We start from the raw sequence: 25,379 nt of genomic DNA on the forward strand, positions 1-25,379 counted from the left end.
CTATGATGAGATCACTTTACACTGCGGCCACTGGTATGATAGCTCAGCAGACGCAGATAGACGTAACCTCACACAACATCGCAAACGTAAATACTTATGGATACAAGAAAAATAGGGCTGAATTTGCTGATCTTATGTATCAAGTCATGGAGTATGCAGGTACGGCAACAAGCCAGACTACCACAAGCCCAACAGGCATCGAAGTGGGTCTTGGTGTGCGCCCAACGGCGATAAATAAAATTTTCTCTCAGGGCTATTTCAAAGAGACTAGCAACAACCTAGATATGGTAATAGCGGGCAATGGATTTTTTCAGATTCAACTCCCTGATGGTACTACGGCTTATACTAGAAATGGCGCATTTAAACTTGATGCAAACGGCACTATTGTAAATAGCGATGGCTATCAGCTCATCCCTCAGATTACCGTGCCTGCGAATGCGACGCAAATTTCTATCGGCACAGATGGCACCGTATCAGTGCTCCAAGCAGGCGAGAGAGAGATGGCTCAGATAGGCCAGATCGAGCTAGCAAATTTCATAAACCCAGCTGGCCTTCACTCAATGGGCGATAACAACTATCTAGAAACAAGCGCTAGCGGTAATGTTGTGGTAGGCGTGGCAGGACTTGACGGACTTGGTACGATCAGACAAGGATTTGTCGAGATGAGTAACGTTCAGTTGGTTGAAGAGATGACCGATCTTATCACTGGTCAGCGCGCATACGAGGCAAACTCAAAGGCGATAACTACGAGCGATTCGATGCTTGAAATAGTAAATGGGCTTAAAAGGTAGGTAGTATGAACGCGACTCTAATCATCGTTGGGCTTATACTACTTTCTTTTACACTTGAGGTATTTTACTTTTTAAACAAAACGCCAAAAGGCAAGGACTCGATAAAGCAAACGCATTAATTTGGGCGAAATTAAAATTTGGCACATCTCGTCTAAAATTTCTGCTTTTAGGAGCAAGAATAAAAGCAGTTTTTAATTAATTAAAAATTTTAAGCTACTGCAAGCTTCATCCAAATCAAGCTCGCAGGCTCTTTTGTAGTAGTTTTTTGCTCTATTTTTATCTTGCAATATACCAGTATCTCCAGCTTCGTAGATGAGTGCAAGGGTGTAGCAAGCAAATGCATTTTTTAGTTCGCAAGCCTTATTATAAAGCCTAAGCCCTTCTTCTTTTTCTTGTGCTAGGGTGTCTTTTTGTAGATATATATTTCCTAAAAATAGACAGCTATGTGGATTGCCTAGCTCACAGGCCTTGTTTGCCATAGCTGACATTTTATCGCGCTTATTTTTGTCAAGGTAGATATATATAAGATCGGTGCAGCTTTCTACGTTATTTAAAGCGCATTCACTTTCAAGCTTAGTGGTATCAAAATTTTTACTCCAAGAAAAAAGAATACAAAATAAAATTAGAATTACCTTTTTCATCTTTTAACTCCAAAAATTTCTATAATTTTATAAAATTTAACTCCATTTTTACTCTAAATTTTTCAAATTTTGCTAACATTTCGGCTTTTATCAAGGCAAAATTTTGACATTTAACTACGTTTTTAAACTATCCATTCCTATCTTTATGGGCTATTTTCCGCTTGGTGTCGCATTTGGCATTTTGGCTAAAAGTATGGGTGTTAGCGCATTTATTGCTGTGGCGCTTAGTACGTTAGCATACGGCGGCGCAGCGCAGTTTATGATGCTCTCGCTCTTTAGCGTTGGCACGAGCTATGTTGAGGTTTTTATCGTGAGCTACCTTGTAAATTTGCGTCACACTTTTTATGGAATTTCACTTTTAAAAGAGTATAGTGAGATCAAATTTAGGCTTTTAAACATCGCTTTGCTAACAGATGAGACCTTTGCGATATTTAAAAATTTGGGACTAAAAGAGGCGAGTGATCGTAGCTTTGTCTTTACATGGCTAAATCTACTTTCGTGGTCATACTGGGCGGCTGGAACACTTCTTGGTGCGATACTTGGTGACCTTATAAAAGCCGATACAAAAGGCCTTGAGTTTAGTTTGACCTCGCTTTTTATAGTAATCGTCATCGAGATGTTCAAAAATGACAAAAACTACCGCGTGCTCTTTGCAGCGGCCTTTTTTGGCGTGCTTGGAGTGAGCCTCTTTCCAGCTAAATTTGTGCTTGTTGGCTCAATGGCGCTTTGTTTTATATTTTTGCTTTTGTTCAAGGATAAAATTTGATAAGTGTAAGCTCAAGCGAGATGGTGCTTTTTGTGGCGGTGCTTTTAAGCGCCTTGGCTACTTTTATAACGAGAGCAACGCCGTTTTATGCGTTAAGAAACTATAAGTCAAATCCTTATTTAGACGCCATTGAAAAGCACATGGGTATGATGATAATGGTCGTTTTGGTTTGCTACGGGCTAAAAGATACGAAATTTAGTGAGTTTCCATACGGCTTAAGCGAGATAGTGGCGGTTTTAACGGCTGTTTTGGTGCATTTGAAATTCAAAAATGCCCTTCTTAGCATAGTCATTTCGACTGGAATTTATATGCTTTTGATAAGAATTTTTTAAATAAATATAAATTTAAAAAATTAATAAATTTTTTAAATATATGACGTTATAATGCTCTAGCAAATTTTAATGCAAAGGAGCTAAAATGCGTTTAATCTTTAAGGCGGTGTTACTCATGATTTTAGGTGCTACTTTAGCGGTTGCTAAGCCAACCATCTACATCCTAGCTACTGGTGGAACGATAGCAGGAAGCGGCTCAGGCTCACTTGATTCAAGCTATACTTCTGGAACTGTTACGGTCGATAAACTTATCGCAGCCGTGCCAGATATAAACAAGATCGCTACCATAAAAGGCGAGCAAATTTCAAATATCGGCTCACAGGATATGAACAATGAAGTTTGGCTAAAGCTTGCAAATAGAATCAACGAGCTTCTAAACAGTGGCAAGGCTGATGGTATCGTCGTTACTCACGGAACGGATACTATGGAAGAGACAGCTTACTTTCTAAATTTAGTCGTTAAAAGCGACAAACCAGTTGTGCTTGTAGGCGCGATGAGAAATAGCGGCTCACTAAGCGCGGATGGTCCACTAAATTTATTTAACGCTGTAAACGTAGCTATTAGCAAAGATAGCGTAGGCAAAGGCGTTGTGGTTACTATGAATGACGAAATTCACGCGGCTCGTGAGGTAACAAAAACCAACACAACAGGTGTTGATACATTTAAATCACCAAACAGCGGTAAGATCGGCACAGTCTTTTATGGCAACGTAAAATACTATATGAATCCGATCAGAAAACACACAGCAAAATCAGCATTTGATCTAGAGGGAGTAAAAGAACTTCCAAGAGTTGATATCATTTACTCTCATGCAAATGACAACCCTGACTTTGTAAACATAGCTGTTAAAAACGGCGCAAAAGGCATCATCAGCGCTGGTCTTGGCAACGGCAACCCTTACTTTAGCGTACTTGACGCACTTGGTGAGGCTTCAAAAGCTGGCGTAGTGGTGGTTCGCGACTCACGTGTAGGAAGTGGCGAGACGACCATGAACGGCGAAGTAGACGACGCAAAATACGGCTTTTTAACAAGCGATAATCTAAACGCACAAAAAGCTAGAGTGCTTTTGATGCTTGCGCTTACAAAAACAAGCGACAAAGCCAAAATTCAAGAGTATTTCTTAACTCACTAAAAAAAGAGGCGGCTTGGTCCGCCTTTTAAATTTAAGCTATAAATTTGATCGCGGGATCTGATTTATAGCTTAAAATTTTATATTTGTTAGCTAAATTTCAAGGCTTTTTATGGACTTCTTACTCTTTTTTGCTACGCTTGCTCCTATCTCGTTAATGCCAGGCATCAACATGACCTATGCGATGAGTATCGGTATGAGCTTTGGCTATAAGCACTCGCTTATTATGATGACCGGACAGCTTCTTTCGCTTGCTTTCGTGGCATTTTGCTGTATGCTTGGCGTGGGTGCGGTGCTTCATCATTTTGAGTATGCATTTAAGGCGCTAAACATCATTGCAGGGCTTTATATGTTCTATCTTGGCGCGATGCTTCTTTTTGGTAAGGGCGAGCTTAGTATCACGAACGTCTTAAATTTGCCAAGCAAAAAGCAGATGTTTATAAACGGCCTCATCGTTTGCTTCACAAATCCAAAGGCATGGATATTTTTCTCGGCTTTGCTACCTACGTTTTTGGATAAAGACGATCTCTTTAGTCTAACTCGTATGTGCGCGATCGCGGCAACGCTCGTTTTCATCGAGTTTTGTTCGCTAAATATCTATGCGCTTGGCGGAGCTATGCTAAAGAAATTTCTACAAACGCACCTAAGGCTACTTGAAATTTGCACCGCCATTATCGTCTGCACGATCGGCGTACTTTTACTTTTTAGATAAATTTAGCCTCTTTTTATATAGCTTGGCTAAAATTTGCCCGGTTTGCGCTACATTTTTGGCAAAAGGAGAAAAGGATGAAAAAATTTCTATTTATACTTACAAATCAACCATACAACGGTACCGATAATGCTTACAACGCATTAAGGCTAGCTAAAACGCTAAAAGAAAAAGGCGAAGAGGTTAGAATTTTTCTAATGAACGATGCGGTCGATCTTGCGCGAAATAGCACCAAAAAGCCGGAAAACTACGACGTAGATCTAGTAACGATGTTAAAAGAGCTTTATGCTAGCGGCGCTATGCTAAAGGTTTGCGGTAGCTGCCAAACGAGATGCGGTTTGTATGCGGGAGAGCCTTATTTCGAGGCTGAGGTGAAAGGCAGCATGGATATCTTGTCCGAGTGGGTTAGGCAGTGCGATCAAGTAATGACGTTTTAGAGTAGGCGAAAGAGAATTTATGAGCGTAACATTTAAGGTAAGAAATAAAAAGAAGCTTTTCGGCGGATATGAAAAGGCGCTAAGCGAGCGTGAAATTTCAGAGTTTATAGACGGATTTTGCTTTTTTAATAGCCAAAACGACGAGCCGAGCGAGCTTTCGCTAAACGAAAACGTGATGATCGCTGGCGTATGGCAAAAGAGCGCTCGCGGTTTTGAGCTAAGCTACGAAGACGGCAAATATATCGTTCGAGTCTGCACTCCAAGCGGCGTTGGCGACTGGCAGACGGCGATTTTGTTTCTTTCTAAAATTTCAGCCAAAACCGGCTCGAAAATAGAGTGCGACAATGAAGAAATTTACGATAGCGAGCAAATTCTAAAATTTGATTATGAAGCCGACATAATGTGGGGATTTGAGGTTCTAAAGGAGGCAAAAGAGAAAAATCAAACGCTTTATATCTCTGGCCTGAAGCGCGACGTGGCGTTTGATGCGGTTATGATAGATGAAATTTTTGCAAGCGCTAGCCCTGCGGCTAAATTTGATGAGATGATGAGGCGGGTGCAGTATCTTGACGCTTATAACGCAAGAGAGAATTTATACGAAGATAAAGACGGCAACGAAATTTTTGGCGCGTATACGCTTAGCGAAAATTTACCGACCATCTTGCCTTATGCCCCTTCTCCGTCGTGGCAGGCACAAGAAGTTCTAGGAGAGCGCAAGGTCTCGCGCTGGATACTTACGCTAGTTGTGGGCTTAGACGATAGGGACGCGCACGTGCTCGGCGAATGCGAATATGGCGCTTTTATGGTAAATCTGCCAAAAGAAAAATATCGCTTCATAGACGCCGCAAATATACTGGTTGAGCCGCTTAGCGAAGAAGAGATGAGAGAAATTTTTAAAAAGGCAAATGAAGCTTAGGTTTAAATTTTATAGACCGCCCGGAAATGAAAATTCGCCTCAGGCTTGCTTAAAAATTTAAGTCGGTTTCAAGCGCGTATTTAAACTCATAGAAGCTAGGATTTTACCGGTATCGCCGCCTTTTAGGCTAAACTAATCTAGGCTTTGCGTGATTTGAAAAAGGATAAAAATGAAAATTTTAAAGGCTATTTTAGCGGCGGCATCGGCGGTTTGCTATCTAAACTCGGCCGTTTTACCGCAAAACGACTGGAGCAAAAGAGAGCTAAAAGGCGAGGTAAAAAGCATGACGGCTACGGAGTATGAATACTCAATGGACGGCTCCGGCGCGCTAGAAAATACGCGCGTAAAGCGAACGGAGTTTAACGAAAACGGCTATATAGTGCAAGAAACCGAGCATATAAACGGCGCGCCAAACGGCTCGGTTTTGTTTGAGTACGGCAAAGACGGGCGAGTGCGCAAAAAATATCAAGATAGCGCCGTTTATCTCTACGAATACGAATTTGACGGCGAAAATTTAGTCGCGACGGCCAAAGAACAGCACGTGGAGGATAAATTTTATCCCCGCACGGAGAAAATTACCTACGGCAAGGACGGCAAAATGATCGCTAGGGCGGCGTATTCGGGCGGGACGCTAGTGACGGACGATAGCTATATCTACGACGAAAATGGCGTTTTAGCTCGGATAGAAAATAATATGGAGCCGCGGCACGGCATAGAGATAAGCTTCGAGCGCAAGCCAAACGGCGAATACGAAAAAACCACGCAAGCCCCGAACTCAAAATGGGTTTATTACTACGCCGCAAACGGCGACGAGATGGAGTATACGTCGGTGAATTACTTCGGCTCCGAGGCAAAAATCTGGCAAATATTGCAGTTTAAAGATATAACGAGGGATGAGCGAGGAAATTTGACGCGTAAAACCTCGGTCAAATTTAAGCCCGCGGACAAATACTACGAAAATGGCGACATAACGAAAATCGGCCTATATAAAAAGCTAGAAATCAGCTACGAATACTACTAAAGTAAATTTTTGAGCTAAGGTTATTTTTCCGAAAAAATTTCGCCGTTTATTATAGATTTAACCGTTAAAAATCCGACTATCAAAATCGAAGCGACTAGAGCCGCAAAAGCGCCGACTCCTAAAACTAAGTAAAAATCGCTTTGCGTAATTTCGTAAGCTTTTAAAAACGCTATGGAGCTAGCGGCCGTCGGGAAGGTAAAAGCCCACCACGATAGGGCGAATTTGAGTTTAATAAATCTTTTATACGAAAAAAGTATAAGCGCTGCGAAAAATACGTTTATATTAAGTAGTATCGCCGCAAAAGCGTCGAATCGCTCGGTTAATTTTACGTATCCTAAAAACGCCATAGCCGGCGGCGCTAGCGTAATGACTAGCGTCGGGACGAATTTGTCGGCTAGCTTATCCCAAAAGACTAATCTGTAAAATATAACGGCGAATAAAATAATCCAGAAAAATAGCCCCAAACTAAAATAATACCAGATCGCCTGAGATTTTTCGGCTATGATCGGGATTAGCAAGTTGCCCACTACGGGGATAAACCATGCCGGATTTAGCGTCGCGATATCGAATTTTTCGTCGATCCAAAAAGAAATTACGTAAAGCGTAAAAATCGTTTGCAAGCCTAAAGCCGCGTAAAAAAGCGAGTAGTATAGTCGCGGCGCGTCTTTGTAGGCTAGAGCTAAAAGAAAAAGCGAGATGATAAATCCGCCGAAAAAATTTATCCTTATAGGGTGCGAAAATTCGGCCTTTACCTCTTCTTTAAATTTTAAAAGCTTAAAGATGTAAAACGCCGAAAGTAGGCAAAATACCGTGCAGTCTAGCGCTCTAAGCGCCGAGAATATCTCGCTCGGTAAATCAAATATCTCGCTTAATTTCTTATAAGCCGCGCAAAGCCCTCCAAGCCCCATAGTACCGGCAAAAAGCATAATCGGTAGCGATTTTATTTTGCTTTGCGAGTCGTTTTTCTTAACGTCGTGCATTGTTTTTCTTTTCGTATTAAATTTTTATGCAATATTACCTATAATAAGGTTAAATTTTTGTAACGAAGTCACGAAAGGGCAAAATGCTAAGCGAAGAGTTAAAAGAAATTTTGCGCGAGAGGTTTACGAATAATTTCGATCTAGCAAGCGAGGATCTAAATGCGATCTTTGCTAACGCGTATCTAAAAACCGTAAAAAAGGGCGATATATTTTACTCCGGAAACGATTGCTTCGGATTTATCCTTATACTAAAAGGCGTTTTAAGGGCGTTCGTGTCGTCTAGCGCAAAGGAAATAACGATATTTAGGCTAACTAAAGACGAGAGTTGCGTACTGTGCGATACGTGTTCTATAAATTCGCTAGAAAATAAAGTAAGCGTCGAAATCGAGCAAGATAGCGAGATTATCGTTATTCCGGCGCGAATTTACAAACCTCTTAAAGAAAAATATCCGAGCATTTTAAATTTTACTCTAAAAATCGTAGCCGATCGGTTTGCCAGAACGATAAACGTTATGGAACAGGCTTTGTTTTCGCCGCTTTCGGCGCGGATTATGAATTTCTTATCCCAAAGCATCGAAAATCTAAACGAAAATTTTATAAAAATAACTCACGAAGAGCTGGCGAATCATCTAGGAAGCGCTAGAGAGGCGGTATCTAGGGTACTAAAAGAGCTTGAGAGAAGCGGGCAAATAACGCAAAGCCGCGGCGAAATAAGGCTTGTTTCTTAAAATTCTCGTTTTAAGGTAACTTTGTTACGGAGAGGACGGCCGTTTTTAGGTAGCATTTCATAAACTCGTTTAAAAGGAGAATTTATGAAAGGACTGCAAAGAAGAGACGCTTTAAAGCTAATGGGGGCCGCTGGACTAGCCGCGAGTATGAGCGGTTGCTCGGCAACGGGCGACGAAAACGACGATATAAATTCTAAAATCGTCATAATGGGCGCGGGACTTAGCGGTATCGCATTGGCGGCTAAACTTAGAAGAGATATGCCTAACGCCAAGGTAATTCTCGTGGATAAAGACGAGAAATTTTACTATCAGCCGGGCTTTACGCTAATCGCCGTCGGAATTTACGAAGCTAGCGACGTCGTTTACGAAAAAGCGGATTATATCCCGCAAGGAGCCGAGTGGATACGCAAAAACGTATCGCAGATAAAGCCCGAAGCTAATCTGCTCGTCTTAGACGACGGGAGCGAGCTGGGGTATGATTATCTAATCGTAGCAAGCGGCGTGGAATACGACTTTGAAGCCGTTAAGGGGCTGAGCTTAGAGGATATTAACGATACGAGCGGCAACATATCCTCCGTCTACACTCTACAAGGCGCCGTAAAAAGCAACGAACTGATGAAAAAATTCTCTCAAAACGGCGGCGCGGCGGTATTTTGCGATCAAAAAACCCCGATGAAATGCAGCGGCGCTAATAAAAAAGTAACATGCATGAGCGAAGATAGGCTGAGGTTGGCCGGCAACCGCGATAAAGGCAGCGTTAATCTTTACGTCGGCGGTGGCAAGCTTTTCGGCGATCCGACTTATGCCGCGGCGATGACTCAAATAATGATAAAAAGAAAGATAAAATTTAATCTTCGCCACCAAATCGTAGCCGTCGATAAAAGCTCAAGTACCGCCACTTTCGAGTTTTGGACGGTGTATAGGCAAAACGGCGAAGATAAAATCGCGTCCGAGCTAATCGACGTAAAATACGACTGGCTCCACTTGCCGCCCAAGCAAAAAGGAAGCGAAATTTTAGCTCGCGCCGGCCTAACTAAAGAGGGCGACAAGCTAAATTTCCTAGCCGTCGATAAATACAGCCTGCAAAGTACAAAATTTAAAAATATATTCGGTATCGGCGATATTTGCGGATTTGCGTCCGGTAAAACGGGGGCTAGCGTTAGGAAAATGTATCCGATCTTAGCTAAAAATTTAGCCGATACGATAAAAGGACGAGAACCTAGCGAGAAATTCACCGGATATACGGCTTGCCCTTTTATTACTAAATACGGCAAGGCCATAATGGTAGAGTTCGACTGGGAAGGAACGGCTCCGACGCTAGAGTGCTTCGGCGCTACCAGAGAGAGCTATATGAGTTGGCTGGTTAAAATTTACGGATTTAAACCTATGGTTATGAACGGAATGCTAAAAGCTTTAGCTTAAAGGAGATAAAATGAGCGTTTTAGATAAAACTATACGTTTGATTATAGCGGCGATTTGGTTTTTTATTTTCGGATTTATTTGCGACTGCTGGTTGTGGACGGTCGGGCTAATTCCGCTTTTAACGGGATATTACGGTTACTGCCCGCTTTATAAAATTTTCAAGAAAAGGTAAAAATATGGTAAGCGTAAAAAGTAGAATTATTAGGGTCGTACTGGGGCTGATTTTTACGGTAGCGGTTTGGTATTTTTACGAGAGCTACTGGGCGTTAATCGGGTTAATCCCGATTATCGTCGGCGTTACGGGTTTTTGCCCGGCGTGTAAATTCCTAGGCAGGTGTTCTTTAAATTTAAAAAAATAAAAGGGGCGTTTAACGCCCTTTGCCTTGCCCTTTAGCCGTTTGGGCCGCAAATTTTATTCGCCGTTTGATGAATTATTTAGCTACTTTTGGCTAAAATCTCGAAAATTTAAAAAAGGCGAAACGATGAATAAAGTTTGGAAATTCGGCGACAATATTGATACCGATATAATTATCGCCGCCAGATACTTAAATACTTCCGACGAAAATATCTTAGCAAAACATATAATGGAGGACGCCGATCCTAATTTTAGCGCCAAGATAGATAAGGGCGATATTATCGTAGCGGGCGAAAATTTCGGCTGCGGTAGCTCTCGCGAGCACGCTCCTATCGCGCTTAAAGCTGCCGGCATTGGTGCGGTGATAGCTAAAAGCTATGCGAGAATTTTTTATAGAAATAGCTTTAATACGGGACTTTTGATACTTGAAATCAAAGAAACGGACGAAATAAACGAGGGCGACGAACTAAAAATAGACGTAGATAACGGCGCGGTCGTAAATCTAACCAGCGGCAAAGAGTATAAATTTAGCCCTATACCGCCGTTTATGCAAGAGCTTCTAAACGCTGGCGGACTTATCGAGTATGCAAAAGCGAAGATGAACTAAGGAGCGGCGATGAAAAACTATAAAATTTGCGTTATAAAAGGCGATGGCATCGGCCCTGAGATCATAGATGAGGCGATAAAAATTTTAGATGTTGTTAGCGCTGAGTTTGGGATAAAATTTGAATACGACTACAAGCTTATGGGTGGTGCAGCTTATGATGTATTTGGCGTACCTTTGCCAGACGAGACGCTTAGTTCTGCTCTAAACTCTGATGCTGTGCTTTTTGGAGCGATCGGCGGTGAGAAGTGGGATAGCCTGCCAAGACATCTAAGGCCAGAGAGCGGACTTTTAAAGATTAGAAAAGAGCTTGAAGCTTATGCAAATTTACGTCCAGCCATTGTTTTTGATGAGCTAGTGGATGCTAGCACGCTAAAGCCAGAGGTTTTAAGAGGCGTTGATTTTGTTGTGGTTCGTGAGCTAACTGGAGGGCTTTATTTTGGGCAGCCACGTGAAAAAGGCGAAGATAGAGCGTTTAATACGATGGTTTATTCTAAAATGGAGATCGAGCGTATAGCAAAGATCGCTTTTGAAACAGCAATGCTTCGCAAGAAAAAGGTATGTATGGTCGATAAGGCAAATGTGCTTGAGACAAGTCAGCTTTGGCGTGAGGTGACTAGCGAAGTGGTTAAAAATTACCCTGAAGTAGAGCTTAGCTTTATGTACGTCGATAACGCAGCGATGCAGCTAGTAAGAGCGCCAGTAAATTTTGACGTCATCCTTACTGAAAATTTATTCGGCGACATCTTAAGTGACGAAGCGAGTATGGTTTGTGGCTCGATAGGACTTTTGCCAAGCGCTAGTATGGGCGGTAAAGTGGGAATTTATGAGCCAATACACGGCTCAGCTCCAGACATCGCAGGGCAGGGCATAGCAAATCCAATCGCAACAATTTTAAGTGCAGCTATGATGCTAAGATACGCATTTAGTGAAAATGAAGCCGCAGATGCGATAGAAAATGCTGTTAAAGAGGCGCTTGCAAAAGGTTATAGAACAAAAGATATCGCTGCTTTTAACGCGGTTGAAATTTGCTCAACTAGCGAGATAGGCGATGTTATCGCAGGATTTATCAAAAAATGAAAAACACAATCACTGAAGCACTGATCTACGAAGCTCAGGGGCTAAAAGATGATGCACTTGAAATTTATAAAAATATCTTAAAGCAAGATCCGTCAAACAAAGATGCCCTTAGTGCGATAAACCGCCTGAGCGGACTTCGCAAAGAACGAGCGATAAAAAACGAGCAGATGAAAGAGTTTTTTATAGCGATGAAAAGTGATGAAGAGATAAATGAATTTAAAAGGTGGTTGATAAGATTATGAAGCTTGATGATATCGCTAGAATGGCAATCAGTGAGGTTAGCGCTGAGCTTGAGAAAATAGAAGCATTGCAAAGTAAAAAGCAAGAAGAGCTTGAGCGTGAGAATTTAAAAAAAGAGCTTTTGGCTATAGAATCTAATGAAAATGCACTAAATAACGAGCTAAAAGTTGAGACAAATTTACAAAATGAGCAAGCGTTTGAGTTAAAAGAGGAGCCAGAAAGTCTAACAAAAAGTAGAGAGGTGAGCGAAGAGAAAATTTTCTTAGCAAACCTTGCTGAACGCATAGAAGTGCTTTTTGAAGGGCTTAAACAAACTCCTGAGCAAAATCTCGCTTCAAGGCTTGAGCTAACGACAAAATTTTTAGAATTTACCCTTGCAAATATCGAAAATAGACTCCAAAATCTCTCAAAATAAGCCATTAGATGGCTCAAAAAATGAGATAAAAATCAAAAATGAAATTTATAAAAATAGCGAGCTAGACTTTTTTAGATCGCTATTTGCCCCATTTACTTCACGTGTTTATCTAGTTGGTGGCTGTGTGAGAGATGCGTTCTTGGGGCGAGAAATTTATGATTATGACATCGAAGTTTATGACATTGAGCCTTTAAAATTTAATGAGCTAATGGCTAGCATAGGCGCTAGTGGCGTTGGCAAAAGCTACTTCATCTACAAATACAAAAACTACGATATTGGGCTTCCAAGAAGCGAGAGCAAAACTGGAAATTCACACAAAGACTTTGCAGTAAGCTATATTAATGATCCCAAAATGGCGAGCCTTAGGCGAGATTTCACGATAAATGCCATGATGATGAATATCTTTAACGGAGAAATTTTAGACTTTTACGGCGGGAAGCAAGATTTAGCAAACAAGACATTAAGGCACATTGATAGTAAAAAATTTAAAGAAGATCTACTAAGGGTTCTTAGAGGAGTGCAGTTTAGCTCTAGGCTTGATTTTAGCATAGCTGATGAGACGCTAGCTCTTATGAAAAGCCTTAGTTTAGAGTTTTTAAGCAAAGATAGGATAAATACTGAGCTTATTAAATTTTTTCGCGCAAAGCATCTAGAAAAAGGAGCTTACTATATTTTTGAGCTTGGACTTTTTAAAGAAATTTTTGGCGTGCAAATTTATAAAGATGATGAGTTTTTGACTGAGCTTAAAAGTGCTAGAAATTTCGTGGATGACGAGAGGCTATTTTTATATATGCTTTTTGGTAAATTTGAGCTTGACGCAAAGGAAATTCTAGAAAAAATGCGTCTGCCAAAAAGCTACTTTTCTATCTTAAAGCAGCCTTATTTTAAGGACATGCCAAGCGATAAAGAGCTAATGCAAATTGCTCTAAATATGCCTATAAAATCGTGGCTTGGAGCTTATAATAAAGAGCGGATAGAGCGTGCTGTGAAGCTTGGAATTTATGAGGCAAAATTTGATGCGAAAGTTGATGTGGCAGAAATTTTATCAGCTGGTTTTAAAAACGAAGAGATCGCAAAAGAGATAAAACGTAGGCAAGAGCTTGAAATTTCAAAATATCTAAGCGAGCGTAAGCCTAGAAAAGATTAGTCTTTAAAACTCTTAAAAGCCCATTTTGGCTAAAATAGGCTAGTTTATAACACTTTTTAAGGCAAAGAAAGCTTATGTTTAACATAGTCTTAGTTCATCCTCAGATACCGCAAAATACTGGAGCTATCGGTAGAATGTGCGTTAATGCAAATTTAAAGCTGCATATCGTTAAGCCAACGGTCTTTGATCTGAGTGAAAAGGCTGTTAGACGAGCAGGACTTGACTACTGGAAAATTTTAAATCCAAAAATTTGGGATAGTTTGGAAGAATTTTTAGAAGCAAACTTAAGCCACAAGGATAGATTTTTCTTCGCTACCACAAAGACAAATAGGCTTTACTACGAGGCTAGGTTTAAGCCAGGAGATTTTATATTTTTTGGTGGCGAGAGTACTGGGCTGCCAAGAGAATTTATGGATATAAATTTTAAAAACGCCATAACCATACCAATGGGAAAAGAGGGCAGGAGCTTAAATTTAGCTATGAGTGCTGGCATTATCGCGTATGAGGCGATCAGGCAAAATATCACTGAATTTGACTTTAGGAGTGAGATTTGAGAGTAGTTTTTGCTTTGGTTTTTACCATTTTAGTGGCATTTGCGAGTGAAATTAGCATTGCAACTTATAATGTGCAAAATTTATTTGATTGCAAAGATGATGGTAGCGAGTATCTTGATTTTAAAGTAGGCGTATCAAAATGGGACTGCGAGGCGGCTGATTCAAAACTACAAAGGACAAGACAAGTCATAAATGCACTAAATACTGACATTATCGCACTTCAAGAGATCGAAAATGAACAAGTTTTAAAAGCTCTAGTAAGTGATAGCGAGTATAAATTTGTAAGCTTTACAAAAGAGAAAAATTCGCCTGTTGGGCTTGGGCTTATTTCAAAGTTACAGCCAAGTGGCAGTGAAATTTTTAAAGTTTCAAACGTAAAGACGAGAAATATTTTAAAGGTTATTTTTGAGACGGAAGGTAAGAAATTTAGCATATTTGTAAATCACTTTCCAACTTATAAAAATGGCATAAATATGCAAAAAAAGGCTGAAAAAACGTTAAGAACAGCTCTGGGTAAAGAGAAAAATGCAATAATTTTGGGTGATTTTAACTCGCCCTTTGGACAAAAATCCATCCTAAATGACATCATTGCAACGAGAAATTTTTATGATCTTTATAAAGAGCTTGAGCCAAAAGATAGATATTCTCACGCAGTGCATGGCAAAAAAAGAGCGATCGATCATGTTTTACTTTCGCCCAGCTTTATGGAAAATGGCGATCTAAGCTATGTTAGTGGCAGTTTTGAAGTCTTTAAACCAAGCTTTGCAGTCGATGAAAAAGGCTTTGCAAAGAGTGACCTTTATTCGGATCACTTTGCATTAAAGTTTAAAATTTCAACTGATCCAAGCCCAGTGAAAAAAGGCTTTGTAAGTAAAATTTTTAAAAAAGATGAAAACAAAGCCAATAAAAAAATAAGCGAACAAAGCTATAAGACGGCTGATGTGGATACGCTTTTTGATCACCCAGAGGCAGTGCCAGCAGTGATTGAAAAAGCGGTTGTTATATTAAAAGATAAACATGGCTTTATTATCTCGAAAAATCACCGCGGAATTTATGTTTATGATCCTAAAAATAGCGTTACTGTAGGCGAAGAGCTAGATATTTTAGTAAGGCGAATGAAAATTTATAAAGATGCGCTTGAAGTCAGCTCTTATGAGATCATAAATGAGCATGGCACAAAAGATATTAGCGAAAATTTACTAGATGCATCGCAATTAAGCGAAGCTAGAAGTGGCGATGTCTATGCTAAAATTTCGGGCAGGCTTGAGAGGGGCTATCTGCATACACCATACGGTAAGATCAGGGTTTATAGTAAGAAAAAGCTAAAAGATGGCGAGTATAGTTTTGAAAACGCGAGAGTTAAAATTTACAAGAGAGAAAACCAAATCGTTGTGGAGTAGAGAGTGCAAATTTTAGATATTTTTATGATTACGGCGTTTGTTTTATTTCTTATTTTTATGATAAGAGGCGTCGTTTTGCAGTCACAAGAGAAGGAGAGAGCAAGAAAAATGGTAAGAGAAAAAAGAGAAAATTTTAATAAAAAGAGTGAAATATGAAAGAGTTATTATTAGAAATTGGAGTTGAGGAGCTTCCAGCGATACCGTTTTTAATGGAGCTGCCAAATATCAATGCTAAATGGCAGGCTGTTCTTGAAAAATATAACATCACAAGTGAGTTTAAATTTTATTATACGCCGCGTCGCTTGGTCTTTTTTCATGAGAAATTTCCACAATCTCAGCCTGATAGCGTGGCTAGCTTTATCGGTGCGCCAAAGCAAGTAGCGCTAAAAGACGGAGCTTTTACAAAGGCTGCGCTTAGCTTTGCAAACAAATGCGGCATAAGCGAGAGCGAGCTTAAATTTAAAGAGATAGACGGCAAAGAGGTGCTTTACTACGAAAAAGAGGTAAAAGGCGAGCCGGTTGCTAAGATAATGGGCGAGATGGTTGAGGAGTTTTTAAAGAGTCTTAACTTTGGCAAGTCTATGCGCTGGGGCAACGGCGAGTTTGAGTTTATCCGCCCGATAAGATCGTTTTTGTGTTTGCTTGGTGATGAGGCCATAAAATTTAATGAATTTGGCGTAGAAAGCGGCGATTCAACCTATCCGCACAGAAGTATTAGCTATGATAAGATAAAAATTTCAAACATAAAAGAGTATTTTGAAGATTCAAAGAAGCGTGGTATCGTGCTTGAGGCGGATGAGAGAGAAAAAATAATCCTTGATGAATTTGAAAAGATCAGCCAAAAAAGCGGACTAAAGATCGAGATCGATAAAGACTTGTTAGCTGAAGTTGTGGCGATCACCGAGTATCCAACAGCACTTCTTGGCTCGTTTGAAGAGGAATTTTTGGAGGTGCCAAGTGAGGTCATCATCACTTCAATGAAGGAAAATCAGCGCTACTTTCCAGTCTTTAAAAATGGTAAACTCGCAAATGGCTTCGTTGTCGTTAGCAACGCCATAACGCAGGACTACTCGCTCATCATCAAAGGCAATGAAAAGGTGCTAAGAGCAAGACTAAGTGATGCGATGTTCTTTTGGCAAAGCGACCTAGCGCACGAATTTAGCCCAGAAAAACTAAAAAATATAACTTATCTAAAAGAGCTTGGAAGTATCTACGAAAAAGAGCTTAGAGAGCTAAAAGTGGCTAAAAAGCTTGCTAGCAACTATGACGAGCTACTCAAAAAAGAAGCTGGCGAGTACGCGGCTAAGCTTGAGCGAGCTGTGATGCTAAGCAAGGCCGATCTTACAACTCAGATGGTTTATGAGTTTACCGAGCTTCAAGGCATCATGGGTGCTTACTACGCAAAGGCAAAAAACGAGGATAAAGACGTCGTTCTAGCCATAAAAGAGCAGTATTTGCCAGACGGCGAGGAGGCACAGTGCCCAAGCAAGGTATTTAGCTCGGTTGTGGCGCTTTCAAATAAGCTTGATACACTAATGGGGCTTTTTAGTATCGGCAAAATCCCAAGTGGCACCAAAGACCCATACGCTCTAAGACGCGCAGCAAATGGCGTGATAAAGATCGTTTTGGCGCATAATTTGAAATTTAACGTAAAAGAAATTTTAGAAGATATCGCAAAAGATTATAAGAAATTTGATGTTGAAGTGCCTATAAATTTCATCCTTGATAGGCTCTATATCTTCTTTGACGCAAACGCTTCTATCGTAAAAGCGTGCATAAAAAGTGGCGAAAAAGATATCTTAGAGCTAACCAAGATGATAGAGGCGCTTGCTAAAATTTCAAGCGAGACAAGCTTTAGGGAGAATTTCTCAACATTTAAGCGCCTTGCAAATATCATCAAAGATGATAAATTTAGCAAGGTTGATGAGAGTCTCTTTGAGATAGATGCTGAAAAATCCCTAAATGACGCATTTAGAGCAGTTGATAAGAGCCTAGCGTATGAGCCAAGGCTAAAAGCTCTATTTGCTCTAAAACCTCAAATAGATGAGTTTTTTGACAAAGTTATGATAAATGTTGAAAACGAGAAAGTGCGAAACAATCGCGTCGCGATCATCGGCCAAATTTATAGCGAGATACTAAAAGTAGCTGATATAAAAGAGATCAGCTTTTAAATTTGCGCCAGCTTCAGGCTCTTGCTTGGGCTGGCTTTTTAAAATTTATATTCCTAAAACTACCTAAAAATATCAAATTCTGGCTCATAAGCCTTGGTTTTTACCCCAAAATATCCAAGAACTGAGCTAAAGATAAAATCATGCGAAAAGCTCTCATCTTTTCTAGTTTTTAGCCTTTTTAAAAGCTCGCTATTGCTTGAAAAGATGATGGCTGGGATGTGTTTTTGCTCATCTGGAGCGATGGAGTAAGGTAGACCATGTAAATATATGCCGTTTTCACCTAGGCTCTCTCCGTGATCTGAGAAAAAGAACATGGTAACTTCAAATTCATCTTTTCTTGCTTCAAGGGCGTTTATCAACTCACTTTGTAGATAGTCCTCATATAAAATAGTGTTGTCGTAGGTATTTGCTATCTCATCTGGTGTGCATTTATTTAGCTCGGCAGTGTCGCACGTTGGGGTAAATTCTTTAAATTTGCTTGGGTAGCCTTTGTAGTAGATAGGGCCGTGCGAGCCTTGCAGATGTAGCACGATAAAGGTGGTGGAATTTGCATCTTCGATGACCTTTTTTGCTTCATTAAATATCACTTCGTCAAAGCCTTCTGCTCGATGATCTGAAGTATGGTTTTGATCGAGATTGTCGCAAACGCCCTTGCAACCGCCGCTATTGTTGCCAAAAAAGTATGTTTTTATGCCAAGTTTATTGATGATATCAACTAAATTTTCACGAGCTTTTGCTTCACGGTTGCTAAAATTTTCTCGCTTTAAGTCTGAAAATAAGCAAGGCACACTAGTCTCTGTGGCTGTTCCACATGAGTAGAAATTTGTAAAACTTACCACATCTTTTTGTTTAGTAAATTTATTCGTATCATTTTTGGTGTAGCCATTTAGTGAGTAGTTTCTGCTTCTTTGCGTCTCGCCAACTATCAAAACTAAAATTTTCTTTTTATCATCAGCTAGTACCGCATCATCTGCTACATAGGTAAAAGGTAGTGGTTTTTGTATGAGCGATTTTACTAGCTTTGCAGCCGAGTAGATGGGATAGTATGGGAGCAATGCGGTTCTTAAATTCGAGTGTTCTCTAAAAAATGGTATAAAAATTTTAGACGTTAATGAAAATATGATAGCTATCGCAACTATAGAAAATGAGATAATTTTTGCTCTTAATTTAAACTCATTTTTGAAACTACCATAGTTAATTTTTACAAATAATACATATACGCAAGGTAAGATGGTTGTAAAAATTATCCAAAAAACTAAACCTGTGCTAAAGTAACTAAAGGCTTCTTTGGTGTCGGTACGTAGGACGTTTAATAACATATCTTTATCTATAATAACACCATATGCTTGCATAAAGTAAGCAGATATGCCACTTGCTAAAATCAAAATAATCGCAACTGGCTTTAGTGAAAAAGGCAAAAATAAAATACAAAAAATACTAGCGAAAACCAAGATAAAGACAATTGCAAATATAAGAAAAAAGAATATGGAAAAAGAGAGTTGATTATTTTGTAGAAAGCCTGAAAAAACGCCATTGTATAAAAATATATAATTTATAAAAAATATGTAAGCAGTAAATAAAATCAGAAATTTTAAAAAACTGATATTTTTAAATTTATTAATATTTAGCATCTTTTCAGCCTTTGTAAAAAGCCATAATAATAGGACTCAAATGTAAATGGCTAGAAAATTTAAATAAAAAAATAAGATTATTTTTTCTTGCCTTTGGAGTTTTTTGCTTCAGTTTTTTTGACTTTTGCATTCTCTTTTATGCTAAGTTTTTCTTTAACTTTTTGCATATCGTTAAAATCAATACCTTGGACTTTTTCAAGCTCATCGATGCTTTTAAATTTATGGGCTTTTCTGTATTTTATAATGTTTAATGCTTGGCCCTTACTTAGCCCAAGGCTCATTAGCTCGCTCTTGCTAGCTGTATTTAGGTTGGCGCCATATGCTATACTTGCAACTACCAAACAAAGTAAAATTTTAATCCTCATCTTATCTTCCTAAAATAATAATCCATCATTTTCTTGATCTTGTATGATGTCATTTGCCGGTATATTTTGAGGTAGTGGTGAGTCGTTTGTGTAGTATTCGTCACTGCCGCCATAATAGCCTTTATAAACACCGTCTGGCTGCTCAAATGCACGTCTTAAAGTAGGATAAAGCTTAATGTAGCCTTCCATAAATTTCTTAAACACAGGTGCGGCTGTTCTACCACCACCCTCAATCTTTTTCATAGGACTGTTGTCGTCATTTCCGTACCAGATTATCGCTTCGATGTCAGGCGAGTAGCCACAAAACCAAGCATCGATGTTATTGTTTGTTGTGCCGGTTTTGCCTGCTATTTGGATGCCATTTATTTTAGCGTTGCGTCCAGTGCCGTTATTTACGACATTTTGAAGAAGTGTCGTCATCAAAAATGCTTGTTCTGGTTTTAGCACTTGCTTTCTTTGTGGTTCATAATCCATCGAAGCCCCAAAGCTATTTTCTATATGCTTAATGAGCGTAGGCTCGACCACTTCGCCATCGTTTGGAAACATCGAGTAAAATTTCGCAAAGTCAAGTGGCGAAATCCCAAAACTTCCAAGTGCGATAGATAAATTTTCTGGGATATCGTTAAAGCCCATATCTGTAAGCTGTTTACGAACCGAGCTAAGACCAAGATCGTTTAGCAAATTTATGGTTGCGAGGTTACGCGACTGGGTTATGGCTGATTTTATAGTGATATAGCCTTGAAAACCGCCGCTATAGTTCTTTGGCGTCCACTCTTTGCCATTTCCCATGTCAAATGTCCTGGCGATATCAGCCACTTGAGAAACGACTGAGTAGCCACTATCAAGTGCTATTTGATAGATAAATGGCTTAAAACTAGATCCTGGCTGACGCTTGCTTTGAGTGGCACGGTTATAGCTGCTTTTTGCGTAGTCGATACCGCCAATTAGTGCCAAAATTTGACCGCTTTGTGGATGAGTAACTACTATAGCTCCATTTAGGATTTCTGCATTTGCTTTTTTATCGCGTTTTAAAATTTCATTGTAGCCATAGACTAGAGCTTCTTGAGCGATCTTTTGGACATTTAGATCAACTGTGCTTTGTATCTTATAACCGCCAGTTTTTATATCGTCAAATTTCTTTGAAGCCTCTTTTATTATCTCATCGACTACGTAAGGGGCTTTATTTCTTGTGAGTGTGTCATCAAAGACCGCTGGCTCTTCAAGCACGCCCTTGCGGTACTCGTCCTCATTTATCCAGCCGATGTTATACATTCTCTCAAGCACTCTATTTGCACGGCTAAGTGATAGGTCAAGGTGCTTTGTAGGATCATAAGTGCTTGGAGCTTTTGGCAAGCCAACTAGCATGGCAACTTCTTTTATGCTTAGCTCATTTAGCTCTTTTCTAAAATATCCCTCAGCTGCTGTTTTTATGCCGTAGTAGCCATGTCCAAAATAGACGTGATTTAGGTATCTTTCTATGATATCTTCTTTGCTAAGCTCGCTTTCAAGCTTCATAGCAAGCACGATCTCTTTTATCTTTCTTGTAAATTTCTTCTCACGGCTTAGAGCCAAATTTTTAATGAGCTGTTGTGTTAGTGTTGAAGCTCCCTCGACTAGTTTTCTGGCCTTGATATCTTTTATGGCAGCTCTTGCCATAGCTTCTACGTTTATGCCGCCGTGCTCAAAGTAGCTCGTATCCTCGATAGCCACGAGTGCTTCGATGACACGCGGCGGGATGTCGTTATATTTTACATAAATTCTATTTTCTTCAAAGATATTTGCGATGAGTTCGTTGTTTCTATCAAAAATTTGCGTTGTAAGCTTTGGTTTATAATCAATAATAGCGTAAGCATCAAATCTAACTTGCGAATAAAAATATAAAAATGCTCCGCCAAGTGAAATGGCAACTATAAAGATAAATGCCAGGATATATTTCATAAAAATGCCTTTAATATTTTTAAATTTAGCCCCATGGCTGTGCTGGTCTCACCGTGCTGGGAGATGATATATTTTTTATTAAAATTTTCTATCGTCATGGCTCCAGCCTTGCCTTGCCACTCATTATTTTTTATGTATTCATTAAGGTCATGCTCGTCAAATTTTTTAAATTTATACATAGTTTTACTTACGTTTATAAGCTCAAATTCACCTAAAAATATCATCGCCGTATAGACGCTGCATTCGTTGCCACTTTGTAAATTTAGCATGGCAATCGCTTCTTTTTCATCCTTTGCTTTACCTAAAATTTTATCTCCACACGCTACACAGCTATCTGCAAAGAGTAAATTTTTAAGAGCTATATTTTCTTTTAAAAATTGCTCTTTTTTGGCTTTTACGACGTTTTGGACATAAATTTCAGGCTTTACTTTTTTTTCTATCTTGCTCTCGTCAAACTGGAAAGAAATTTGAGTGAAATTTATGCCAGCATCTTTTAATAAATTTGCCCTTGTTGGCGAGCTTGAAGCGAGTGTTATCATAAAAACACCTTATAGCTTATGCCAAGATAAATGGCTGCTAGCGAAGCTAATAAATTTAGCGGTGTGAAGTAATAAATTATAACGATCAAACTCTCATTTAGCTCGATCATTTCATGCGATCTTAGTGCTTTTAAGGCCTTTTTATATCTATAAAATATATAACTTAAATTTAATAACAAAAATAGTTCTATTGCGCATTTTGTTGCCACCATCGCACTTGCCATAGGATTTGTCAAATTTGCATCATAAAATCCAAAAATTATAACCACACTTGTCGCTATCACGCAAAGGATTAGTATGAAAATCGCAATGCCAAAGCGTCTTATAATGTGAAGTAAGATGTGGTAGCGTTCCTTATCTTCAAATTTATTTTTTATAAAGTAGCTTCCAACAAGCACAAGACCGGCTTGTAGCCCCACAAAAAGAGCTACAAAGCATACATGCAAAAATAGTACTACTTGGTCAAATTTTATAAAAGCTATATCGTAATGACTCATTTTTCTAAGGCTTGCCTTGCGTACTCAAGTGAGTCTTTTATCGCATCTTCTATCATTGATGCATCTTTGCCACCGGCTGTTGCAAAGTCATCTTTGCCACCGCCATTGCCACCTAGGATTTGCGCTGCAAATTTTACCCAAGCGCCTGCCTTTAAAGGAGCGTTTTTAACGCCAGCTGCAAGAGAAATTTTGCCACTCTCATCGGCTTGGATTAGCAAAATAGCAGCACTTTCATGCTCATTTTTAAACTCATCTATCAAAGTTTTTATATCTCCACCATCTACGCTTGTGACGCAAAGCTTGGTTTTATTTATGTCTAAATAGACTAGCTCATGAGAATTTTTAGCATTTTTTAGTTTATCTTTTAAAACTCTTAATTCATTTTTTAGCTTTTTGACCGCATTTAGTGGCTCGGCACTCTTTAGCTCATCTTTTAGCTCATCAATCTCAGCTCTAAATGATTTTGCTAAATTTAGCGCAGCTCTTGAGCAAACAGCCTCGATACGCCTAACGCCAGCACTTACGCCACTCTCTTTTGTGATGAAAAACGATCCGATCTCATCTATATTTTTTACATGTGTGCCACCACAAAGCTCTTTGCTGACGTCGCCAAAGCTAACGACTCTTACATTATCAGCGTATTTTTCATTAAATAGTGCGATAGCTCCACTATTTTTAGCATCTTCAAGTTTCATAAGTTCTGTTTTTGAGTTAGCACCATTTAGTATCCACTCATTTACTAAATTTTCAACCTTTGAAATTTCTTCGCTAGTAAGTGCTTTTGGATGAGAGAAGTCAAACCTTAGCCTATCTGCTTCTACACTTGAGCCAGCTTGAGCGATATGCGTGCCAAGCACGTTTCTAAGGGCTGCATGAAGTAAGTGTGTGGCGCTGTGGTGACGTGCGATCTGGGCTCTATCACTGCCCACTTCAAGCTCTACTTCATCACCAACTTTTAGCGCTGCATTAGTTTTTACTAAAGATAAATTTAGTCCATGAAATTTTTGCGTATCAAGAACATTTGCTTTGCCTACTATCTTACCGCTATCACCGCACTGACCGCCACTTTGAGCATAAAATGGAGTGACATCAAACATCACCCAGCCCTCTTTGCCAGCATCTAAGCTATCTACATTTTTAAATTCTTCATCAAGCAGAGCTAAAATTTTACTTTTACTTTTAAGCTCTTCATAGCCTATAAATTTATTCTCGCCAAATTTCTCAAGTAGCTCTTTAAAATCGCCCTTCGCACTCTTATCGCCACTGCCTTTCCAAGCAGCTTTTGCACGTGCTTTTTGCTCGCTCATAAGCTCATCAAACCTTGCCTCATCGACTTTTAAGCCTTTTTCTCTAAGCATATCAGCTGTTAGGTCAAGTGGGAAGCCAAATGTGTCATAGAGCTTAAACGCAGCCTCTCCGCTAAAAATTTCTTTTGTATTTTTAAGCTCGCTCTCAAATAACTCTAAACCACTAGCGATTGTCGCCAAAAATCTCTCTTCTTCAAGCTTGATCTGCTCTTTTACGGCCGCTTTTTTCTCATTTAGGTATGTGTAGTGCTCGCCCATTAGCTCGCAAACTTTATCAACAAGCTTATACATAAATGGCTCTTTTATGCCTAGCAAGTATCCATGGCGGATCGCACGGCGTAAGATGCGGCGAAGCACGTAGCCACGGCCTTCTTTGTCAAATGTCGTACCTTGAGCTAGCAAAAATGTGACCGAGCGGATGTGATCGCTTATGACACGGTAGCTAGCGCCACTTTCATAGACGTACGGCTTGCCACAAAGCTTTGCTACTTCGTTAATTAATGGCATAAAAAGTGTGCTGTCGTAGTTGCTAAATTTACCTTGCAAGATAGCAGTAACGCGCTCAAGTCCCATGCCAGTATCTATGCTTGGTTTTGGTAGTGGGCTTAGTTTGCCATCGGCGCTTCTTTCATACTGCATGAAAACAAGATTCCAGATCTCTAAAAATCTATCGCCATCGCCGCCCATGTAATCTTCAGGCGTATTAAAGTGTTCAGCCCCTTGATCGTAAAAAATTTCACTGCAAGGGCCACATGGTCCAGTATCGCCCATTTGCCAGAAGTTATCATGATCGCCAAAGCGGTAAATTCTCTCTTTTGCGATGTGAGTACTCCAAATTTCAAACGCCTCATCATCGCTTTCATGAACGGTTACATAAAGTTTGTCTTTTGGCAGTTTTAGTACTTCTGTTACAAATTCCCAAGCGTAAGCGATCGCCTCTTTTTTGAAGTATTCGCCAAAGCTAAAGTTGCCAAGCATCTCAAAAAATGTGTGGTGGCGCGCTGTGTAGCCAACGTTATCAAGATCGTTGTGCTTACCTCCAGCTCTTATGCAGGTCTGACAGCTAGTGCGAATAGGTGGTGTTGGGCGCGGCACTTCGCCTGTGAAAATGCTCTTAAATGGAACCATGCCAGCGTTTGTGAAAAGTAGTGTTGCATCGTTTGGCACGAGTGGTGCTGAAGCTACTACTTCGTGACCTTTTGATTTAAAAAAATCAAGATATGCCTTTCTTATATCTAAATTTTGCATTTTTATCCTCGTTAGT

29 protein-coding genes are annotated in these 25,379 nt (G+C 39.7%); 21 read left to right on the forward strand and 8 right to left on the reverse strand.

Annotated elements, in window-relative coordinates; translation table 11 throughout:
• Positions 1-2 precede the first annotated feature (2 nt).
• A complete protein-coding gene (gene flgG, locus G6W45_RS07780) occupies positions 3-791 on the forward strand; it encodes a flagellar basal-body rod protein FlgG (RefSeq protein WP_021091447.1) in 789 nt (262 codons plus the stop codon).
• A 191-nt stretch (positions 792-982) separates the two neighbouring features.
• Here flgG and G6W45_RS07785 read toward each other — a convergent pair whose 3' ends face one another.
• Positions 983-1,432 carry a tetratricopeptide repeat protein gene (locus G6W45_RS07785; protein WP_194168099.1) on the reverse strand — a complete coding sequence of 150 codons (450 nt, stop codon included), beginning with the start codon at positions 1,430-1,432 and terminating at the stop codon, positions 983-985.
• A gap of 103 nt (positions 1,433-1,535) precedes the next feature.
• Between G6W45_RS07785 and G6W45_RS07790 the strand changes: the two genes are divergently transcribed.
• The 7 genes from G6W45_RS07790 (at position 1,536) to G6W45_RS07820 (ending at position 6,742) form a co-directional block, all read left to right on the forward strand.
• Positions 1,536-2,198: an AzlC family ABC transporter permease gene (locus G6W45_RS07790; RefSeq protein ID WP_194168100.1), complete on the forward strand. Its 663-nt coding sequence runs from the start codon at positions 1,536-1,538 to the stop codon at positions 2,196-2,198.
• Entirely contained in the window at positions 2,195-2,530 is a 336-nt protein-coding gene (locus G6W45_RS07795) for a branched-chain amino acid transport AzlD family protein (protein ID WP_194168101.1), read from the forward strand. The genes G6W45_RS07790 and G6W45_RS07795 overlap by 4 nt, the downstream gene beginning before the upstream one ends.
• Positions 2,531-2,615: 85 nt before the next feature.
• Complete coding sequence (locus G6W45_RS07800) at positions 2,616-3,662, forward strand: type II asparaginase (RefSeq protein ID WP_035167528.1); 1,047 nt, start codon at positions 2,616-2,618, stop codon at positions 3,660-3,662.
• A gap of 109 nt (positions 3,663-3,771) precedes the next feature.
• A complete protein-coding gene (locus tag G6W45_RS07805) occupies positions 3,772-4,371 on the forward strand; it encodes a LysE family translocator (RefSeq protein ID WP_194168102.1) in 600 nt (199 codons plus the stop codon).
• 74 nt (positions 4,372-4,445) lie between these two features.
• Positions 4,446-4,805, forward strand: coding sequence for a DsrE/DsrF/TusD sulfur relay family protein (locus tag G6W45_RS07810; RefSeq protein WP_194168103.1), 360 nt, complete (start codon positions 4,446-4,448; stop codon positions 4,803-4,805).
• A 19-nt stretch (positions 4,806-4,824) separates the two neighbouring features.
• On the forward strand, positions 4,825-5,721 hold the full coding sequence (locus tag G6W45_RS07815; protein ID WP_194168104.1) for a DUF4299 family protein: 897 nt from the start codon (positions 4,825-4,827) through the stop codon (positions 5,719-5,721).
• Between the two features lie 169 nt (positions 5,722-5,890).
• Positions 5,891-6,742, forward strand: a complete 852-nt coding sequence (locus G6W45_RS07820; RefSeq protein ID WP_194168105.1) for a hypothetical protein — start codon at positions 5,891-5,893, stop codon at positions 6,740-6,742.
• A gap of 20 nt (positions 6,743-6,762) precedes the next feature.
• On the opposite strand, the gene G6W45_RS07825 is transcribed toward G6W45_RS07820, so the two are convergent.
• Complete coding sequence (locus G6W45_RS07825) at positions 6,763-7,722, reverse strand: SLAC1 anion channel family protein (RefSeq protein ID WP_194168106.1); 960 nt, start codon at positions 7,720-7,722, stop codon at positions 6,763-6,765.
• An 83-nt stretch (positions 7,723-7,805) separates the two neighbouring features.
• On the opposite strand from G6W45_RS07825, the gene G6W45_RS07830 reads away from it, so the two are divergent.
• The 13 genes from G6W45_RS07830 (at position 7,806) to glyS (ending at position 17,838) form a co-directional block, all read left to right on the forward strand.
• Positions 7,806-8,450: a Crp/Fnr family transcriptional regulator gene (locus G6W45_RS07830; RefSeq protein ID WP_103560655.1), complete on the forward strand. Its 645-nt coding sequence runs from the start codon at positions 7,806-7,808 to the stop codon at positions 8,448-8,450.
• A gap of 84 nt (positions 8,451-8,534) precedes the next feature.
• Positions 8,535-9,872, forward strand: a complete 1,338-nt coding sequence (locus G6W45_RS07835; protein ID WP_194168107.1) for an NAD(P)/FAD-dependent oxidoreductase — start codon at positions 8,535-8,537, stop codon at positions 9,870-9,872.
• Positions 9,873-9,882: 10 nt separating this feature from the next.
• Complete coding sequence (locus tag G6W45_RS07840) at positions 9,883-10,044, forward strand: YgaP family membrane protein (RefSeq protein ID WP_021091464.1); 162 nt, start codon at positions 9,883-9,885, stop codon at positions 10,042-10,044.
• Positions 10,045-10,048: 4 nt separating this feature from the next.
• Positions 10,049-10,231, forward strand: coding sequence for a YgaP family membrane protein (locus tag G6W45_RS07845; protein ID WP_072594653.1), 183 nt, complete (start codon positions 10,049-10,051; stop codon positions 10,229-10,231).
• 123 nt (positions 10,232-10,354) lie between these two features.
• Positions 10,355-10,834 (forward strand): 3-isopropylmalate dehydratase small subunit, encoded by a 480-nt coding sequence (locus G6W45_RS07850; RefSeq protein ID WP_194168108.1) that lies wholly within the window; start codon positions 10,355-10,357, stop codon positions 10,832-10,834.
• Between the two features lie 9 nt (positions 10,835-10,843).
• Positions 10,844-11,911, forward strand: a complete 1,068-nt coding sequence (gene leuB / locus G6W45_RS07855) for a 3-isopropylmalate dehydrogenase (protein WP_194168109.1) — start codon at positions 10,844-10,846, stop codon at positions 11,909-11,911.
• Positions 11,908-12,153, forward strand: a complete 246-nt coding sequence (locus G6W45_RS07860) for a hypothetical protein (RefSeq protein WP_021091490.1) — start codon at positions 11,908-11,910, stop codon at positions 12,151-12,153. Before leuB ends, G6W45_RS07860 begins: the two co-directional genes overlap by 4 nt.
• Positions 12,150-12,566: a CiaD-like domain-containing protein gene (locus tag G6W45_RS07865; RefSeq protein WP_194168110.1), complete on the forward strand. Its 417-nt coding sequence runs from the start codon at positions 12,150-12,152 to the stop codon at positions 12,564-12,566. Before G6W45_RS07860 ends, G6W45_RS07865 begins: the two co-directional genes overlap by 4 nt.
• Entirely contained in the window at positions 12,526-13,713 is a 1,188-nt protein-coding gene (locus G6W45_RS07870) for a tRNA nucleotidyltransferase/poly(A) polymerase-related protein (protein ID WP_194168111.1), read from the forward strand. The genes G6W45_RS07865 and G6W45_RS07870 overlap by 41 nt, the downstream gene beginning before the upstream one ends.
• A gap of 74 nt (positions 13,714-13,787) precedes the next feature.
• Positions 13,788-14,267 (forward strand): tRNA (cytidine(34)-2'-O)-methyltransferase, encoded by a 480-nt coding sequence (locus tag G6W45_RS07875; RefSeq protein WP_072594657.1) that lies wholly within the window; start codon positions 13,788-13,790, stop codon positions 14,265-14,267.
• Positions 14,264-15,667, forward strand: coding sequence for an endonuclease/exonuclease/phosphatase family protein (locus tag G6W45_RS07880; RefSeq protein ID WP_194168112.1), 1,404 nt, complete (start codon positions 14,264-14,266; stop codon positions 15,665-15,667). The genes G6W45_RS07875 and G6W45_RS07880 overlap by 4 nt, the downstream gene beginning before the upstream one ends.
• Before the next feature lie 3 nt (positions 15,668-15,670).
• Positions 15,671-15,823 carry a hypothetical protein gene (locus tag G6W45_RS07885; RefSeq protein ID WP_194168113.1) on the forward strand — a complete coding sequence of 51 codons (153 nt, stop codon included), beginning with the start codon at positions 15,671-15,673 and terminating at the stop codon, positions 15,821-15,823.
• Positions 15,820-17,838: a glycine--tRNA ligase subunit beta gene (glyS, locus tag G6W45_RS07890; RefSeq protein WP_194168114.1), complete on the forward strand. Its 2,019-nt coding sequence runs from the start codon at positions 15,820-15,822 to the stop codon at positions 17,836-17,838. The genes G6W45_RS07885 and glyS overlap by 4 nt, the downstream gene beginning before the upstream one ends.
• A gap of 59 nt (positions 17,839-17,897) precedes the next feature.
• Here the strand turns inward: glyS and G6W45_RS07895 are convergent, their stop codons facing one another.
• The 6 genes from G6W45_RS07895 to alaS form a co-directional block, all read right to left on the reverse strand.
• The gene (locus tag G6W45_RS07895; protein ID WP_194168115.1) at positions 17,898-19,469 is read right to left on the reverse strand and encodes a phosphoethanolamine transferase; all 1,572 of its coding nucleotides are present in this window, start codon (positions 19,467-19,469) and stop codon (positions 17,898-17,900) included.
• Between the two features lie 77 nt (positions 19,470-19,546).
• A complete protein-coding gene (locus G6W45_RS07900; RefSeq protein ID WP_194168116.1) occupies positions 19,547-19,834 on the reverse strand; it encodes a ComEA family DNA-binding protein in 288 nt (95 codons plus the stop codon).
• A 9-nt stretch (positions 19,835-19,843) separates the two neighbouring features.
• Positions 19,844-21,772 (reverse strand): transglycosylase domain-containing protein, encoded by a 1,929-nt coding sequence (locus G6W45_RS07905; RefSeq protein WP_194168117.1) that lies wholly within the window; start codon positions 21,770-21,772, stop codon positions 19,844-19,846.
• A complete protein-coding gene (gene maf / locus G6W45_RS07910; protein ID WP_107691669.1) occupies positions 21,769-22,311 on the reverse strand; it encodes a septum formation inhibitor Maf in 543 nt (180 codons plus the stop codon). Before maf ends, G6W45_RS07905 begins: the two co-directional genes overlap by 4 nt.
• Positions 22,308-22,808: a 3-isopropylmalate dehydratase gene (locus G6W45_RS07915; RefSeq protein WP_084042051.1), complete on the reverse strand. Its 501-nt coding sequence runs from the start codon at positions 22,806-22,808 to the stop codon at positions 22,308-22,310. The genes maf and G6W45_RS07915 overlap by 4 nt, the downstream gene beginning before the upstream one ends.
• Positions 22,805-25,363, reverse strand: a complete 2,559-nt coding sequence (gene alaS, locus G6W45_RS07920) for an alanine--tRNA ligase (protein ID WP_194168118.1) — start codon at positions 25,361-25,363, stop codon at positions 22,805-22,807. The genes G6W45_RS07915 and alaS overlap by 4 nt, the downstream gene beginning before the upstream one ends.
• Positions 25,364-25,379 lie beyond the last annotated feature (16 nt).

It is taken from the genome of Campylobacter concisus, from assembly GCF_015229955.1.
Lineage (GTDB): Bacteria > Campylobacterota > Campylobacteria > Campylobacterales > Campylobacteraceae > Campylobacter_A > Campylobacter_A concisus_AT.